General features: G+C 47.2%; 3 protein-coding genes. All 3 read right to left on the reverse strand.

From position 1 onward, the window contains the following. Positions 1–293 precede the first annotated feature (293 nt). The 3 genes from D328_RS0124520 to D328_RS30485 are packed head-to-tail and all read right to left on the reverse strand — an operon-like array spanning position 294 to position 19976. Positions 294–1586 (reverse strand): MFS transporter, encoded by a 1293-nt coding sequence (locus D328_RS0124520; RefSeq protein ID WP_018887701.1) that lies wholly within the window; start codon positions 1584–1586, stop codon positions 294–296. Beyond that, positions 1553–15328: a non-ribosomal peptide synthetase gene (locus D328_RS30090; protein WP_026281361.1), complete on the reverse strand. Its 13776-nt coding sequence runs from the start codon at positions 15326–15328 to the stop codon at positions 1553–1555. The genes D328_RS0124520 and D328_RS30090 overlap by 34 nt, the downstream gene beginning before the upstream one ends. 55 nt (positions 15329–15383) lie before the next feature. Continuing rightward, a complete protein-coding gene (locus D328_RS30485; protein WP_026281362.1) occupies positions 15384–19976 on the reverse strand; it encodes a non-ribosomal peptide synthetase in 4593 nt (1530 codons plus the stop codon). Between the last annotated feature and the right edge of the window lie 22 nt (positions 19977–19998).

Genomic DNA, 19998 nt, shown 5'->3' on the forward strand with positions numbered 1-19998 from the left:
ATAGTTTCCAATTCTGCTTGTTCGATAGTATACACCCACCTTTATTATTTGTAAATAGATTACATTTATTTAAAATACTACTTAAAATTAATGGTATTTACATAATGAAATGAACTGCCTCTTGCTCCCTACCTATCTAGAACTTTTATCCGAAGGGAGCTTTCGCTGCTTGACTTGTTCCGCGCTTACAACACTCCAATGGAAAGTGCTATAAATGCTTCTGTTGCAAAAGAATATTGAATTATTTGTTTACAGCAAAAGCCACCATAATGACCACTTCTGCGACCAGACTCTTATTTGTTCTCACTAGTAGCAGCTACAGCGGTCACTCTTTTCTCTGCTTCAGCAGGAATTTCAAATTGTCGTACTGCCTTGATGGAGAGCAGTAGAATACCACATAGTAAGGTAATCACTGCACTAATCATGAATACTTCATTCAATTCAAAATGAAGTGTCAATAAGCCGCCAATCAGAGCACCCATTGGAAGAGCAGCACTGGAAAGTGTGTTGACAAATGCCATTACCCTCCCTAGTAGAGGAAGAGGCGTAATAATCTGTACGAAGGATATCTGTAATACGTTAATGACACCGGCTGACAGGCCAAGCAGCAGAATAGCTATTAATTTGAACAACATCCCTGTTAGTATCGAAAAAAGAAAGATGGCAATCCCCATGAATATCCAGGATATAGATATTGTAAGACCATTCTTTCGCAGCATCCCTGTTAAAAAGGAGCCTAAGAATATCCCCACAAAATACACAATGTACAGCAGGCTGTAATACATAGGTGAATTATAGGATACTGCAATCGATGGCAAGGCAATGATCAGAATAGCCATTGAAAAATTCGTCATTGCAAAAAACGGAAGCATAATTCTCAGCATGGTATGGTTTTTGACAAAATTATACCCCTCTTTAAGCTCTGACCAATATGGCTTGAAGTTCCAGCGCCCTCGCTTACCAGCATTGAATTCACTCTGTATTTGCCGCTCACGATTCAGATTCAAATACACTAGGCCTGCAAAGATTAATAATCCACTTGCCAAATAAAAAGTGTTTTTCATACCAAGCACAATGATCAGAGATGCACCTGCAAGATATCCTGCAATATTGATAATCTGGTCTGAAGACGTAATTAATGAATTCGCCTTGACTATCAAATCTGATGATGGTAGCAACTCCGGTAGCATTTTGGAATTGGCCGGGTAGAATAGCATGGAGAAGCACGAAGCTATAAAAACAACCACCAGAATGCCGATTAGGTTCGTTCCTTGATCCTGAATAAACCATGGCACCAGAACAATTAGAATGGCTTGTACAAATAAAGATATACTGGCTAGTAACGAGGCCTTGTAACGGTCAACGAGCGGCCCCACCAGAAAGCTGAATATTGCTGCAGTTGATACTGCTGTGTACGTAAAGCTGGTAAAGGCAACAGATGCTGTTGATGCCTGCACGCAGTAAAGAAGTGCAATGGAATAGATGCTATCTGCTACATTGGCCGAAGTTCTGGAAGTAAAAAAACGTAAGAAGCGCATGTCTCTAAACAAACTCACATATTCATCTCCTTCTTGTTGGCCATCCATAGCGATAGCACCTTCTCCTTATGCTTCTCAAACATGTCGGTAAGATCTACCTTCGGCTCTGTGTAGGGCAGAGTCAAATCGATATGCAGTCGATTGTCACTCGATCGCACCTCGAAGTAGATAACGTCCGCTGCACTCTCTTTTCCATCTAGTACAACAAGATCGTGCAAGTATTCGCCTAACTCCACCTCTTCAGTAATATCACCAAGGTAGTTGAACACAATAGGCAATTGCTTAAGACCCATCTTCAGCAAGCTGCTGGACTCTGGATAGATGGCAACCATCTCTTCATTCATAATCAGGTTGAAAAAGTTGACGTGATGATGAATTACAGTGTCTAGCATTCCCTGCAAGTGCTGCACTCGCTGATCCGGACTCTCCTCAACCAGCAGCAGCGGTATATGGTCAATACACTCGCCAAACGTACCAAAATAGCTGTAGGAGCCATACTGCCTTCCGAAGTGAGTAAGCCATAGCGGAACTTGCTTCAATCCAAAGTAATCGCTAAAAAAGGCATACGCTAATTGCAATGAGACATCCAATGGGCTGATCTTCTCTTCCTTGTTCGGCAAGCAATCGAATTCCCAATGGTACGAGCTACCTGAGGAGCCCAGAATGGCTCGGTCTGGCATGTTTTTTCGGACATGATTGTCTGCAAACTCCCTCAATCTAAAGTTATCTACAAGCTCTATATCTGGCATATCAAGTGGCCCTTGCCGAACATGCTGTACATAATCCGGGTAGCTCCAGCTATAGGACTTATGGTTGTCAAGCTCTTGAATGTCTTCAGATGATAGATTAGCCTCTGAACGAATCAATTGAACATATGCATCTAATAGCTGACTGCGCAAGATACCGCTGCTTGTCCCATCGAAGATCGTGTGGGAGCAGAGAAATACCAGCATATGTCTGTAGGTGCTCATACGAACGAGTACGAAGCTATATTGCAATCCTGTTCCCGTTGCATGTCTCGCTGAATACAGGGATGGCAACACCCTCGCAAGAAGCTTATGCTGAGAGGAGCTGGAGTAGCTTGATAAGTCCAGAAGAGGAACTGAGAGCTGTGACGGCGATTCTTTCAACTCCCATTTCCATTCTTCCTGCTCCTTGGTCAAGCAGCTTCTTAACAATTCGTGATTACTGATCAACTGTCGAATGGCGGCGTTCAAATGCTCCAACTGTAGGGCGTCCTCCATGATCATTGTCATTCCAGAGACCATTGGATGCATGGCATGGTACTCCTGAATTGGCGCTAGCTCATAATAGCCGATGGTATAAGCATCATATAGTTGGTCTGACCATTGTCCGCACATCTCGATTAGCTCTCTCAACAATTCATTACTTTTTTCCTGCAGCGCCTTTTCGTGATCAAAGCTCTCCAATTCCGTCTCGTTACTGCTATCCTCGGCGGCACTGGTGAATCGGAATGTAGAATGATTTAACAGATCACTAGCGCCACCAAGCTCTTCTTCATTAGAAAGTGACCGTGTTGCTCCCAATCGACGAATCGTCTGCTGCTGAAGGAGATGATGAATTTCCGTTGATATCCCTGCTTCCTTCATAGCGGCAATCAACTGAATGGCCTTCAAGGAATGCCCCCCAAGGTCAAAGAATGAATCATCAATGCCCACTCTTTGTACATTGAGTACGGTTGTCCATATATCCGCTAATTGATGTTCTAGTGGTGTCCGCGGCTCTGCATAGCCAGCACCTGAGACATCGATATTCTCAGGTAGAGGCAGGGATTTGGTATCAATTTTACCATTCACAGTAAGCGGAAGTTTCTCTATGAATAGGAATCGATCTGGAATCAGGTAGCTTGGTAGATGCCCACCTAAGTAATCACGGAGTTCGCGTGTCGATATCAATTCATTGGTTGCAATATATGCACACAAAAGGCTGAAACCACTCGGATCACTTAGTACCCTGACAAAGACACCCTTTACCCCGTTATATTTCGCGATTCTGTACTCAATTTCACCAGGCTCGACGCGATAGCCTCTAATCTTCACTTGTTGATCCATGCGGCCCTGGTACTCCAGGACACCGTCATCCCGCCAGCGTACCAAATCACCTGTACGGTACAATCGTTCTCCTGCTCGGAAGGGTGAAGAGATGAACTGCTTAGCCGTCAACTCAGGACGGTTCACATAGCCCCGGGCTACACGACTTCCCCCGACCAAAAGCTCCCCCCATGCTCCAATCGGCTGCAGCTGCAAAGATTCATTTACTACATAAGCCGTGGAATGCTGTATGGGGCGACCAATAGGAACATTGCCGAACTGCTGTCCCTGTAAAGTGTACATGGTGCTGAAGGTGGTGTTCTCGGTTGGTCCGTAGATATTACTAATTCGCAGCTCGGAACTTGCTTGAATCGCTCTGTTCACATGTGTCACAGACATGACCTCTCCTCCGACCATTAGCTCCCGTAGACCTGTGAAAAGTGAGACATCCTGCTGTACCATCTGGTTGAACAAAGCTGTAGTCATGAACATCGTATTGACGCCATTATCTCCGAGTATTTTTCCGAGTCGGCTTGCATCCAGCAGATCCTCCGCATCTGCCATCACCAATTGTCCACCATTCAGCAATGTACCCCACACCTCAAAAGTAGAAGCGTCAAACACCAGAGACCCTGTCTGTAGAATGCAAGTAGACTCGTCCAATTGCACATACTGTGTATCCGTTACGAGATTCAAGACGTTTCTATGCTCAACTAGTACTCCCTTCGGCTTTCCAGTAGAGCCTGATGTATAAATAATGTACAGCCCATTCTGGCCTGCTCCCGATATCTCTGGAGCTTGTCTGTTGCTACTATATACAAGCGGGTCCTGCAGATTCAGTGTACGCCCTTGAAACGGAATTGCCTTGTTATGCTCCTGTGGTGCCAGAAGCAGCATGGCACCTGAATCTTCCAGCATGTAGAGGATTCGCTCTTCCGGATAATCCGGGTCAAGCGGAACATATAACCCTCCGGCCTTTACTATGGCGAGCACACCTACTATCATCTCCAGCGAGCGCTGCGCAAAAATGCCTACAGCTTGTTCGTTATCCACCCCTTGCTCCCGCAGTGTCCATGCAAGCTGATTAGCCCATTGATCCAGCTCGTAATAAGTCAGAGCCTGCTCCCCATGTCTCACAGCGACCTGATCCGGTGTAAGCAAGGCTTGCTCCTCAAAGCGTCTGCTGACTGACTGATCTCCCACTGGCACATCAGCGGTCTGGTTCCAGTGTTGAACAATGAGCTCCACTTCCTGCTGGGTCAGCAATTGAAGTGAGCCTACCACTGCGTATGGATCGTTCACAATCTGCTCCATCATCTGAATCAGATGCCCTGCCATACGCTCTACCATTTCCCGGCTGAAGCTGAATGCATTGTACTTCATTATAATTTCAAGCTGCTCTCCCGGGACACATATCAGGTTGAAGTCATAATTGGTCTGCTCCGTGAAGTCCATATTGAATATGCGATAGGACTGCTCTCCGTCTTCATTAGAGCCTGTACCTAATTGTTCAAGCTGCTCGCTAACAGGATAGTTCTCAAATACCAGAATATGATTAATAAGATCTTGTCTTTGCTTGGTCAGTGCCTGAATCTCGAATAGCGGGAATGAACCATAGCCTGTAGAAGACAGCCCCTGCTCCTGTACGTTACGCAGCAGTTCCCTGAAGCTTGTATCAGGCTCACATTGCACCCGAACCGGTATGGTATTGATGAATAATCCGATCATGTTCTCCACGGCGTTCACCTCTGGTGGACGCCCAGACACGACACTGCCGAACACGACATCATAGCAATGGTTATATCTTTGTAGCATGACTCCCCAGATGCTTTGCAGAAGCGTGTTCATGGTTACCTGCTGCTCTTTGGACAGCTGCTCCAGTCCAGCAACCAGCTCTCGATTCAGCATGAACGTATGATTGGCCAATACGTATTCAGGCTGTGCTTGTGCCTTCGGATCAGAATTCACTAATCTACTCATTCCTAGAGGGGCGGCTCGATGCTCGTATTCTGCCAGGTAACTCTGCCAATATTGCCTAGCTTCGTGTTTGTCTTGTTGCTGAAGCCATTCAATGTAATTCCTGTACGGTGATACAGGAGGACTGGCTGGCTGCTCTCCATGCCGCATTGCATCATATGCACTAAATACCTCTTGACTTACAAGTGCCAAGCACCAACCATCCATTAGGATATGGTGAAAGCTCCATACGAGATGAAAGCGCCGCTCTCCGGTTCGGAACACAGCAACACGCATCAAAGAGTCCTTACCAAGATCAAAACCCGCTGTCTTATCAGCAGCTGCAAAGAGGGTCAATCTGTCTATCTGATCATGATGCTCACGTATATCCTCATAGCTGAAGCCGATTTTCTTATCAGAGAATACTATCTGTACAGGCTGCCCACACCAGTCATCCATAAAATTCGTGCGGAATACAGCATGTCGCCGCGCCAGTAGCTGCAGGCTTTCTTCAAAATATGCTTGCTCAAAGTCTCCTTCTAGATCAAATCTGGCTTGTTCAAAATAAGAAGCGTCGTCTGGATGAAGCAGACTGTGATATAGCATCCCCTGTTGCATCGGTACCAAAGGAAATACGTCCTCAATCTCACCAATACCTCGTGTGCGTTCCACCAGCCTGTCTAATTGTTCAATCGTCAATCCCTTCAACAATAAATCACTCGGTGACAACACTCTTTGTTTGCTGGTAGTACAGTACTCAAGTATTTGGCTCAGATAGCCCTTCAATGTGATGCAAAATTGTTGAGCTGAAAGCTCAGAATATAACCGTGTGTTATATCGAATATCGATTTCGAGAGCACCTTCGGTAACGATGCCGACCAAATCCAGATCATAAGGCAACGGAAATTGATCGCCAATATCCTGACCATAGGAATATTCAGATATTTGGACCTCACTTCCTTGAACATCCTGGTCAAACTGGCCGAGATAGTTAAAGCTTAGCTTCGGCTCAGCGAATACTGGACAAGCGTCTCTTTCTCCTTGAGATTCACCATTTACTGTGCTCTTCAAATACCTCCAAATGCCGTAACCAATGCCTTTTTGCGGAATCCCCCGGAGATCCTCCTTAACTTTTCTAATACATGTACCGAGGTCATCCTCGTTGTCGACCTTGAGGAGTACCGGGTATTGGCTGGTGAACCAGCCTATAGTTCGGGTGATGTTGAGGCCTGGCAAAATGTCCTCTCTCCCGTGTCCCTCCATATTGATCAGATTCTCTTCCTTGCCGGTCCAGTCCGCCAATGCAAGCCCCAAGCCTGTCAACAACAGGTCATTCACCTCAGTATAAAAGGTGCGATTCGCCTGCTTCAGCAGCAGTTCTGTCTCTGCACATGACAGTCGAAGCTTGACTACTTTGCTATCTCCGAAGGTTATATCACTTGACTCAGCAAAAGTGCTGTCATCTGCTGATACGGTCAAGGCACGTTGATTCAACCGCTCCCAATAGGCATCATCCTTGTCCCTATTAGAGGCATTCGCATAGGCAGTTAGATGCTGCGACCACAGCTGGAAGGAATCGGTCTTGTCTGGTAAAGATAACTCCATTCCTTGCAGCGCTTGCTCATAAGCCATATTCAAATCTTCCAGAATGATTCGCCAGGACACACCATCCACGACCAGATGATGAATGACGATGAGCAAGTGATCTCCATCAGGGCAGCGGAACAATACAGCCTTCATGAGCGGTCCATTCTCTAGATCTAGGCTGGACTGTGTGGTATTGGATTTATCCTCCACTCCTCGTTGCAGCTCCGTAACTTCTGTATGGTCCCTCCAGTCCAGAATCTCAAGGTGAATATCATACTCCTGTTTCCATCCTCTATTCCAGAGTTCATAACCTGTCTCTCCGTTCCGCAATACCATACGAAGCGCATCATGATGCTGGACTAGCTTAAGCAGAGCCTTGCGCAGGGCAGCTTGCTCGAAGCCTGACTGTCTATGAAGCAGAACCGCCTGGTTGAAATGAGTTGCGACCTCATCTCCCTGCCGAATGAACCAATGCTGAATAGGAGTTAGAGGTGCTTGCCCTTCGACTTCGCCCTGTTCAGCTGTTGACTCTGTCGCCTTAATTAATAGCGATCCCAGCTGTTCGATCGTCGGTTGCTTGAATAGATCCTTAAGCTCTAGCTTATATCCTCCCTGCTGCAGCCTGGAGGCTACCTGAATAGCCTTAATCGAATCTCCACCCAGGTCAAAAAAGTTATCCTGCAGACCGACAGGAGTCGTGCCTAATACGCCCTCCCAAATCGAAGCCAGCAGCTTCTGTTCTGTTGTAGTTGGGGCCACATAAGTACGGTCTTGCCTGGATGCTGCCTGCGGCTCAGGCAGCATCTTGCGATCCACCTTGCCATTGATGGTCAACGGGATATGACTAACCTTAACGAAATAGGACGGAACCATATAAGACGGCAGTTCCTTCAGCAGCAGGGCTCGCAGCTCACCCAGCTGCCATTCACGATTCGAGGTGAAATAGGCACACAACGCTTTTTGGCCTTCAGAATCCTCGCACGTAACAACTACGACCTCATGCAGAGATTCGATTCGGCGCATATAAGAAGCAATCTCCCCAGGCTCAATACGATGGCCGCGAACCTTCACCTGTTCATCCTTTCGCCCCTGATATTCCAATACTCCATCTTCACGCCAGCGAACCAGATCACCTGTACGGTAAAGGCGCGTGCCCGCAATGAATGGATTCGGAATAAAATGTAAATCAGTCAGCTCTGGACGATTCAAATATTCTCGAGCCACGCCATCCCCGCCGATCACCAGCTCTCCCCAGGCTCCAACAGGCAGCAAGTTCATGCCCTCATCCACAACATATGTTGTGGTGTTGCTAATCGGTCTGCCGATCGGCACAGCTTCAGTCTGTTCCCCGACAAGCAGATAACTTGTTGTAAAGGTAGTGTTTTCTGTAGGCCCATATATATTGCTAAGCGAAAGGGATGGGCAGGAGTGGAGCACCTTATTCACATGTGGAAGCGACATGATCTCTCCGCCTACATACAGCTCCCGCAGCTCACTGAACAGCATGGCATCCTGCTGCACGAGTTGATTAAACAAAGCAGTTGTAATGAATAGAGTCGTTGTCCCTGAAGAGCGGATGAGCTCCTTCAAAGCGGCTACATCCAGCAGCACTTCGCGCTCTGTCAAAATAAGCTGGCCCCCATGAAGGAGGGCGCCCCATATTTCAAAGGTCGATGCATCAAAGACCAGGGATCCTGTCTGTAATATGCGAACTGTATTATCCAGATGGACATAATTTGTGTTCATAACTAGCCGCAACACATTATGCTGCTCCACTACAACCCCTTTTGGCTTACCCGTGGATCCAGAGGTGTAAATGACATATGCTGCTCCTGGATGCTCGTGTTCCATTTCCACATTATCAACAGAATCACTGTACGAATGCGCTGAGAGCAGATCCAGCAAATCACAGTTGCCATATTCATCATCCAGGTGTTCTTCTCCATGAACAAGCAGAAGCTGTGCACCCGAATCCTCCAGAATATAGATTTTTCGATCCACCGGATAATCCGGGTCAATCGGTACATACATCCCTCCTGCTTTGACAATGGCCAGTACGCCAACGATCATTTCTAATGATCGCACAGAAAGAATGCCTACCGCCTGTTCTTTACATACCCCCTTATCCTGTAAGGTTCGAGCGAGGGCGTTGGAACGTTCATTAAGCTCTCGGTAAGTCAGTACCTTGCTGCCCATCCTGACGGCTATCTGATCTGCGTATAAGACTGCAGCCTGCTCAAAGAGCTCACGAATAGACTTATCCTTCGGATATTCCACCGTAGTGGCATTCCATTGATTAACAATCGTCTCCTGCTCAGCAGGTGTTGCCAATGTTAGCTCGTCCACGAGACTATTCGGCCGCTTCACAACCTGGGTAAGCAGATACAGGAACTGTTGCTGCAGACGCTCTACGGCTTCAGCAGGATACACACAAGCATTGTATTCCATCGTTATCTGCAGCGAGTCTCCAGGCTCAACGATGATGTTCAGATCATAGTTGGTTTGCATTGTCGCTTCTACATTGGAAATGCTTATTCCCTCTTCCCCAGACAATCCAGAATAGCTCAGCAACCCAAGCCTCTGGGTAACGGGAACATTTTCGAACACCATAATATGCTGAATCAAGGCTTGCTTTTGCTCTGTCAACGACTGAATCTCGTGAAGCGGATAGGTGTCGTATTCGGCAGACAATACCGCTTGCTGCTGTAAGCGCTGAAGTAGCTCTATAAATCTTAGCTCAGCATCTGATGTGATTCGTACTGGAATAGTGTTAATAAAAAGTCCAACGATGTTCTCTACCCCCTCCAATTCAGGAGGGCGACCAGATACGACACTTCCGAATACAACATCGCGGCTGTGGTTGTACTTCTGTAGCAGAATTCCCCAGACGCTCTGCAGCACGCTGTTGAGCGTGACACGTTGCTGCTGTGCCAGCTGCCTTAGCTGCCCTGTCAAATCACTGCCTAGCTCCACAGTATGATTGGCGATGATATAAGTTGACATCGGCTTCGTAGCTTCATTTTTTGGACCGGATAGAGACTGGCTCTCCATCTCTCTTGTATTCTGCCAGGCTATCTGTGGCGATTGTACGCCAGGAAGTAATGTCTGTTGCTCCAAGGAAGTTAAATAGTCGTTCCAGTACCTGCGAGCACTCTCTTTATCCTGTCGCTCAAGCCAGTGAATATAATCACTGTATGGTGTTACTGTAGATTCTTGCAGCTGCTGACCATTCAAGAGAGCAAAATAGGTAGTGAATACTTCATCCGTCACCAGGGACATGCACCAACCATCCATCAGGATATGGTGATAACTCCAGACACACCGATAGCTCTGATTTCCCATACGAAATACTGCAACTCGTAATAGTACATCTTTGCCCAAATCAAAGCCTCTGTACCTGTCCTGTCTCATATAGTCAGAGACGATAGTGTCCTGACCCACTACATCCCGATAGCTGAACTCGGCTTGCTTATCCCGATATACGACCTGTAGTGGCTGATCATGCCATCCCGTGTAAAAATTGGTGCGAAAGATGGCATGCCTGCGGATCAAGAGTTGCAAGCTTTGACGGAAGTACTGGGGGTCAAACTCGCCTTGCAAATCAAAGGCAACCTGGTCAAAATACATCCCCTGCTCCCGATTCATCAGATTATGGAAGAACATTCCTTTCTGCATGGGAGAGAGCGGATATACGTTCTCCATGTTTCCGACACTCTGCGCACGGGACACTAGCGTATCCAGCTGCTCCTGCGTGATAGGCTTCAGCAATACATCAGTTGGAGTCAATTGTGGCTCTGCAATACCCGCACAGTGCTTCAGCACAGCCCTGATGTGCTGCAACCAATCATCCATGAATCGTTGCATGGTAGCTTGCTGGTAATCAGCAGGATGATATTGAATCATCAAGGTTACTGAATCGCCAGTGGCATGAGCCCTAACCCGCACGCTTCCTTGCCTTGGACCAGATAGCTCCAGATGCATACCTTCTTCAAGAACAACCTGTGGAGAAGCGGTATACGAGAAGCTGATCTGAATATCATCGGTTATCTGTGCATAGCTCCAGCCTACCCCATATGCAGGGACATGCCGCAGGTGCTCCTTGATATGCTTGAGATGATCTGACAGCTCACTGTCTTCACGAAGCTGAAATAATACAGGGTAGCTCGCTGTGAGACAACCCACTGTTCGGGAGATATCTGCTCCAGATAACGTATCTCGGCGATCTATCTCTAGGTAGACCCCAATTCGCTCATGATGCGTCCAATCCTTCAAGGTGTTGGCGAGAGCGGTCACCAGCAATTCTTGAGGAGTCGTGTTATAGGCGTGATGTGCATCACGAAGCAGCAAAGTGGTGTCTTCTAGGGTTAAGCTAGTCGTGATGGAACTGACCGTACTGTCCCGTTCCGTCTTTGGTAACAAGCCATCAGGTTGAATCTGTGCCACAGGTGCTAGCGCATATTCCCGTTCGAACCGACTCCAATAGTCTTTTGCAGCCATGAATTCCGCTTCACTAATGTGGTTGTTCCAGACGATAGACCATGCCTGAAAGGAAAGCGTCTTGTCTGGTATAGACACGGCTTCTTTCTTACTTGCTTGCTCATAGGCTATTGATAAGTCCTCCTGAACCACAGACCAGGACCAAACATCCAGTAAGGCCGGGTGGACTGCAATTGTCAAGAGATCGCCGCCTGGCTGATGTAACAGCTCCATTTGTAATGGGCTCTCTTCAGTTGTTGGTGGTAAAGATAAACGATTGAATTCAGTTCCAGCATCAAATCTCCCGTATTCATCTCGAAGCTGCAGAGGTATTAGCTTATCCATCCACGAATCATGAAGCGAAACCTCATAACCTGTAGAGGTTCTGTGAATGTTCATCCGTAGGCTGTCATGACGAGCCAGCAACTGATGCAGAGCAGCTCTTAGAGCAGTCTCATCAAAGCCCTGTTGTCTGAACCAGTACAAAATGTCTGAATGGTGATGAGAGGCGGAAGCTTCTCGCTCAACGATAGCTCTGATTTGGTAAGGAGTCAGCGTAACGGTGCCCTCATTTTCCTCCTGATTGACTGCGCTCGGATCCGTTTCTTTCTTCAGATGAGCAGCCAGAGCAGCGACGTTACCATGTTTGAACAGGTCCCTCATATTCAACTTGTAGCCTTCTTGATATAAGCGGGCAGATACCTGAATAGCCTTGATCGAATCGCCACCCAACTCGAAAAAGTCATCATATACTCCTACACTTTCTCTGCCCAGTACGCTCTGCCAGATCACTGCCAAAAGTGCTTCCTCTTCCGTTCGAGGAGCTACATAACTAGTCTTGTCTGTTGATATACCCGGTGCAGGAAGAGCGGATCGATCTACCTTGCCATTCACCGTCAGTGGCAATGTATCCAGAACTACGATATGAGACGGCACCATATAGCTCGGTAGCAATGGGTGTAAATAATCCTTAACTGCATTCGAAGTAAGCGATTGATCAGCAGCCAAATAGGCGCACAATGTTTTTTGTCCCTGAGTGGAAGTATGAACCATAACATATGCTTCGGTAACAGCTTCGAGCTGAAGCAACAGATTCTCAATCTCTCCTGGTTCAATGCGATATCCTTTGATTTTAACCTGAAAATCTGCACGCCCTCCGTATACCAGCGTTCCGTCAGGTCGTCTCCGTGCCAGATCGCCGGTTCTGTACATGAAGGTGCCAGGGATAAAGGGATTCGGGATGAATTTCTCCCGGCTCAGCTCCTCCTTGTACAGATAACCACGAGCAACGCCATCCCCCCCAATATATATCTCTCCTTCTACATGGAAGGGTACGGGACGCAGCGCAGCATCAAGCAAATATATGGCTACATTATCCGCAGGAACTCCAATGGGAACTGAGCTCTTGGTATCCCGATCGTAATCAAAACGATGAATCATGCATCCTACTACAGTCTCAGTAGGGCCATATTCATTGAAAATCGCAATATCTCCTTGCCACAGCTCATGAATACTCCGACACAGGCTCACCTTGAGATCCTCTCCACCAACAATGAAGGTACGCACGCTCGAGTTCACGATACCAGCATCCGTCAGCAATGTTAGATGGGCAGGGGTTAGCTTGACCACTGTTGTCATCTGATCGCGCAGGATTCGAAACAGTACAAATTCCGCTTGGTCATCCCTATACAGTCTGATTGAATGTCCGCTAATCAGTGGTGCGAATATGGAGGTCACCGTCAAGTCGAACGATATGGAAGAGTAGCAAGCGAATACTTCTCTCTCACCAGTTAAGTAGCTAGCACTCGCCCACCAGATATAGTTGGTCAAGCCTCTGTGCACGACCATGACTCCTTTGGGCTGACCTGTGGAGCCAGAGGTATAGATGACATAGGCTAGCTGATCACTACTACAATCCAGATCCGGGTTACTGCAGTCCTCCAAGTAGATGGACGGATCCTGGAGATCGAAGCATTCACCCTTGAAATCCATACGATGAAGCAGTTCCTTATGCGCCAGGACCATACGTGCCTTGGAATCGTTCAGCATATATTGAATACGCTCGGCTGGATACTGAGGGTCTATAGGCAAGTAGGCAGCTCCCGATTTTAATACTGCTAATATGGCAATGATTAGCTCGCAGGAATGCTCAGCAGCGATGCCAACGATCTGCCCAGGTCCCATTTTTTTATTGATGAGGAAATGAGCAAGGCGATTGGCCTCTTCGTTCAGCTCCTGATACGTCATAACTTTGGAGTCACTTCGTAATGCAACGGCCTCAGGTGTTCTTAGTGCTTGAGCTTCAAAGCATTGATAGACTGTTAATTCTGATGGATAGTCTGTCGCTGTGCGATTCAAGTCAAAAAGAAGCAGCTGTTTGTCATCTTCAGAAAGAATGTCGATTTGGAACAGTAGGATATCTGGCGTGTCTATCACCTGTTTGAGAACTCGAGTCAAATGAGTGGCAAGCTGACGAATCATCTCCTCCTCATAGGCTTGCTGGTTATAGCTAAAGCGAATCTCAAAGGTACGTCCAGGCATGACGATGATATTCAGGTCGTAGTTGGTTCGATGAATATCTTGAATCCCCTCTAGTTGAATCGCACCTGAGCTTAAGAAGGAGTCCGCAGCCCCCTCTTGTGGAACATTCTCAAATGCTATGAGATGCTGTATCAGGTTTTGTTTCAGTTCGGTACCGGCCTGTATATCTGATAACGATAAAAATGAATAGCGGTCGGATTCTATGCTTGAATGCTGAATCGATGTGAGTATCTCCGAGAACCGATCCTGCATCGAAGCTGTTACCCGAATAGGGATGGTATTGATGAATAACCCAATCATTTCTTCTATCCCCGCGATATCATGGGGTCTACCAGACACAACTGTGCCCATTACGACATCGTCACTGTTATTATATTTATGAAGCAATACGGCCCAAATAGAGTGGAACACTGTACTTGGAGTTACCCGATATTGTCTGGCTAGACGTTCGATACCTTCCACCAAGTCCGCATCCCAGGTGCACACCCAATCGGCGGAATTATAATGAGCTGCTGCTATCGAAGGTCGACTATAACCTGGAATGGTCGTCTCATGCTCCAGTTGAGATAGATATTGACGCCAATATTCAAGAGCATGGTCACGATTCTGATGCTCAAGCCATTGAATGAAGCGGCTGTATGGCTCTACTGGCCCTAAAGATAAGGGGGTAGAGTCGCGAAGTGCTGTATATATTTGCAAGAATTCATCTGCAATTGTCTTGACGCACCAGCCATCCATACTAATATGATGAGATATCCAGAGCAGCTTCGAGCGCTGATGGTCCCAGTGAATCAGCGCAAGTCGTAACGGTATATCCTGTTCCAGATCGAATCCTCTATCACGTTCGGTCTTCAATAAATACTCCATTCGTTGCTGCTTAGCTTCCGGAGATAGCCCCCTTACATCTTCTACATATACGGGATCAGCTTGGCGCTTCTCCAGAACAATCTGAAGCGGACGATCCGTCTCTTTATATGTAAAAACAGTCCGAAGAATATCATAACGATCAATGAGCTGCTGCAGACTTTGCTGTAATAGAGAGACTTCCAATTCCTCACCAAGGCTAATAATGGATTGCTGAAAATAGGCATCTGATTTCTCATCAAGTATCGAGTGAAAGAGCATCCCTTCCTGCATAGGGGATAATGGATAGAGATCTTTAATTTGAACCTGGCTCAAAATCGATCGCTCCTCTGATGAAAAAAATTATTGGCACATGCTTCCTGTCCTTGCACTATTTAAGTCGACTTAAGAGCTTGGCGGATAAGCTGTTCGTCACCTGCTCCAATTGGTTAATGGATAGCTGATTATAAGTGAAATCGGTCGGACTATGCTCTTCAGTATCCTTCGCACAGCAATGCGCAATAATTTTTGTAAGATACTGCCGGTATAAGCCAAACCATTCGGAAGCACTACTACTTTCACACTTCTGCACATCAAAATTCAACAACACATGCAGTTGATTATTCGCTACCCAGGTGTATACATTGAAGCAGCAGTGAGGGTCTGGAGGATCCAGTTGCATCATTAATTCACTGCGATCGCGAAGGAGTTGCCATGGTGATAACATTTGCTGTTCTTCTTCCGACCAGGAGTAATACTTGACACGAATTTGCGGCGTTGGTATGGATATCTGTCCGAATGCATAACCAGCGCCTCCGGCAGGTACACGACGAAGCTTATCCTTGACCAGCTTAATATGATGTCCCAAGTCTGCTTGTACGGACATGTCCAGCACGACAGGATACCCCGATGCAAAGCGTCCAATTGTACGAGACAAATCCAGTTGCCCTTTCAAATTCGCTCTTCCATCAGCCTCTAGAAGGACTGGTATGTGCGTACAGCCATTCCATTCCCTGATGGCGAGTCCTAAGGCCACGAGCAGCAGATCCATTGGTTCCGTGTGGTATGCTTGAGAGGAACCGGTTAAGAAACCAGTTGTCTCTTGTTGAGATAATGAGAATTCGAGTTGAACAAGTTGCGAATTCTCTACCTGATTGGTATCTATGTCCAGACGAAGCGCGTCCAGGTTCATAGCTGCCTCAGCAGACCAATAGCTGTTCTCTTTCTCGGCCGCAGCCTGACGGGCTGTATGATGAGTTGGGCTCGCCCATTCCAGGTAAGAATCTGTCTTTGACCGTAGTTTCACTTCTTCCCCTTGAGCTGCTTGTTCGTAAGCCTGACGAAAATCCTGAAGCAGGAGACTCCATGAGTCTTCCTCAGCCAATACTCTATGAAGACTCAGATGCAAGTAACTGTCCTGCGGCAGCTTGAATTGTGTCAGAGCCAGCAAGGGTCCGTCTCTCAGTTCCATGGAACGAGTGACATATTTGTATAGCCGCTGCGTTAACTCATTGGATGGTTCTGCAGCTCCGGACCAATCCTGCAGTTGATAATCATAATACTTCTCTCCAGCAAAACCTCTATTGAATGCAGTGAGACCATCCTCAGATTCTGTAACGATCATACGAAGAGCATCATGATGACGCACCAATACATCCAACGCTTGAAGCAGACAGCTCTCCTCCCAGCCATCGGGGCTCCTCAGGATAACAGATGATATCGCGCTGGGGACTTCCACATCTGCTGAGGTAAGGTTTAGGGCTTCAAGCATGGCAGGCGACATATCCAGTTTGCCTTCCACAATCCCTTGCGGACTGGCCTTCTTAACAGTCTGAATATATGGAAGCACAAGCCTGATCTCTGGATATCGGAACAGATCTCTAATATCCACTCGTAGCCCTTTGGCATGAAGCCGGACAGACATTTGTAGAGCTTTAATGGAATCACCGCCGAGTTCAAAGAAGTTATGGTTGACGCCAATAGGCTGAACACCAATCACTTCCTCCCAAATGGAGACCAGAATCTGCTCAAGCTCTGTCTCAGGAGCCAGATAATCCATATCCCCAAGCTGAAAATCCTCCTGCGCCGGTAATGCCTTTCGGTCAATTTTTCCATTTGGGGTCAAAGGCAGACGATCCATCATCACGAACTGGGAAGGCACCATATAGGATGGGAGTTTTCGTGCAAGCTCCTCCCGCAATATTTCCTTACGGTCCGTCCCTGCAACATAAGCGCAGAGATATTTTAGGCCTGTCCGGTCCTCTTTGGCCAAGACTGCTGCCTGTCGCACCTCTTCTATATCCAATAGAACAGATTCAATCTCTCCCGGTTCAATACGGTAGCCTCGTATTTTGACCTGATTATCGGTTCTTCCGATAAAATCAACATTTCCATCAGGAAGCCAGCGGGCCAAATCACCAGTTCGATATAATCGTTCTCCACGAATAAACGGATTGATCATAAATTTCTCTGCCGTTAACTCTGGCTTGTTCCAATATCCTCGTGCAACAGAGACGCCGCCCAGACATAGCTCTCCTGCTACACCAATAGGCACAGGACGGAATGCCTGATCCACAATGTACAACCTGTGATTTGGGAGCGCCCTCCCAATGGACACTATGCCTGATGGAGCCGTGGTATCTGCGTTCCCTTCATAATAGGTGGAGTCTATTGCAGCCTCTGTAACACCGTATGTGTTAATGATGCGCATAGCGCCCCCAAAACGCTTCAGAAGCAAACGATAATTATCAGCTCCTAAAATATCAGCTCCTGTTATAAGCAACCTCATTGAACTAACATCTGTGCCTTGCTCATACACAAATTCCATTAATGGACTTAATAAGGCCGGAGGAACCTCCATAACCGTAATTCGATGGTTCTCCATTAGTGTAGCCAGCGTTGCTGGATCGTGACGGGCCCTCTGTGGACAGATCACGATCACACCACCATTGAGAAACGCTTTGGCCATATCCCCCGCGAACACATCAAAGGAAATACTTGCCACCTGCAGTAGTCGTACCGGGATATCCTTTAAGCCATGTCCATATTTGAATCCGAAGGCTGTATTTACATATTGCTCGTGCTCGATCATGACTCCCTTGGCCTGCCCCGTAGTTCCCGAGGTGTAAATAACATATGCCAGGCTCTGCGGATCATAGTTAGCCCTATAATGAACAGGCTCTTCTGTCTGGATATCCAGCAGTAGCTGGCGTAAATCCAGTATTGTGCCATAGAAGCCTGTAGTAGTTAGGAGCTCCCGAAGTAATTCATCAGTCAATACAAGCTTTGTTCCACAGTCCTGAAGCATATAGGCGATTCGCTCCCTGGGATATGCTGGATCAATGGGCACATAAGCTGCTCCGGCCTTCATAATTCCTAATACAGCTACCAGCATCAGCTCTGATCGCTCTAGCATAATTCCTACAAGCTCTCCAGCCTTCACTCCATGAGCTTGCTGTAGTGCACTGGCCAAGCGATTAGCCTGGTCATTCAATTGCCAGTAAGTTAAGGTCGTTCCCTCATAGATCACAGCCTCATGTTCCGGCGTCTGCCGCGCCTGCTGCTCAAATAGCTCGTGGAACGTAACGCTTTGGAACTCCTGTACTGATCCGCTCCAGTCATGAATAACCTCTGACTCCTGCTCCTTCGTCAGTAGACAAAGATCACTTAGCCGAGTATCTGATGTAGAGGCAATCTGGATCAATACATATTTCAATTGCTCAGCCAGACTCTCCATGATCTTATCCTGGTATACACTCTGATTGTAGGCAAACATAAAGCTCAGAGCCTCTGCATCCTCTACCTCGATATTAAAATCATAAGGAATCTCTTCCGATAAATGTGCATCTCGAACGACGAAGCCGAGCCGTTGCTGCAGATCGGTGCGATTAATAAAATCATCAAGTGGGTAGTTCTCAAACACAACAATATGATCCAGCAATTGCTGCTTCAGCAAGGATTGAGCCTGTATCTCAGCCAAAGAGTAGTAATCATGAGGCTTCGCCTGAACCATGCTTTGTTGTACTTCGCGCAGCACCTGCACAAAAGTTAGCTCCTCAGTGACCCTGACACGCATCGGGATGGTGTTAATAAACAATCCCACCATTTGTTCAACTCCCGGTAATTCTGGCGGCCTTCCCGACACCACTGTACCAAAGACGACATCCTCGCTTCGATTATAGCGACCCAATACGATTCCCCAAGCTGCCATGAATAGACTGCTTAGTGTCGCAGCACTTTGTCTAGCCAAGGTTCTTAATTGCGTCGTCGTCTCTTTCGTCAGCCCCGCACGTATTTCCCGAAGCCTGTATTCATTCCCCTTCTGAGATTCTCCTGAAAAGGACGGAAGTGTCGCGGGCTGCTCATATCCAGCCAGGACAGAACTCCAGTAATTACGCGCCGCATCTTGATCCTGCTTCTCCAACCAACGAGCATATCCGGTGTAGGACTGTGGCTCAGGCAAATGACAGGCCAGGTTCTGCCGGAACGCTTCATAGGCAGCTAGCAGGTCGTTCATAATAATCCCCAGGCACCAGCCGTCCATAAGAATATGGTGAAAGCTCAGTAACAGTGTGTAAGTATTACGAGATTGCTGGAGTACTCCCAACCGTATAAGCGGGTCCTTACTTAGATCGTAGCTCTTCTTTCGGTCCGTCTCTAGATATGCATCAATCGCTTGCTTACTGGCCGAATCAGTCAATTCCGTTAGGTCTACATGGTCAATCTGTACCTTCCGTTCTTGGAATACAATGAGTCGTGACCTTGAACCGCTCTGATAATAGATATTGGCTCTTAATACCTCATGCCTATCCACCAAATATTGAAAGCTGCGCTGGAGGGTATCCAGTTGCAGCTCACCCTCAAGTACAAGAGTTACCTGCTCCATATAAGCCTGTGATTCGGGCTCCATGACCGCATGAAAGAGCATTCCCTCCTGAAGAGGGGTCAGATGTGCTACCTTTTCAATCGCCATCCGTTTATTCATCCCGTGCCTCCCTGGTCATTAT

The sequence above is a fragment of the Paenibacillus massiliensis 2301065 = DSM 16942 genome (assembly GCF_000377505.1).
GTDB lineage: Bacteria > Bacillota > Bacilli > Paenibacillales > Paenibacillaceae > Paenibacillus > Paenibacillus massiliensis.

Excerpts from the sequence above, each read along its gene's own strand:
- D328_RS30485 (WP_026281362.1), bottom strand. The coding sequence starts at position 19,976 with ATGAATAAACGGATGGCGATTGAAAAGGTAGCACATCTGACCCCTCTT.
- D328_RS0124520 (WP_018887701.1), bottom strand. The coding sequence starts at position 1,586 with ATGGATGGCCAACAAGAAGGAGATGAATATGTGAGTTTGTTTAGAGAC.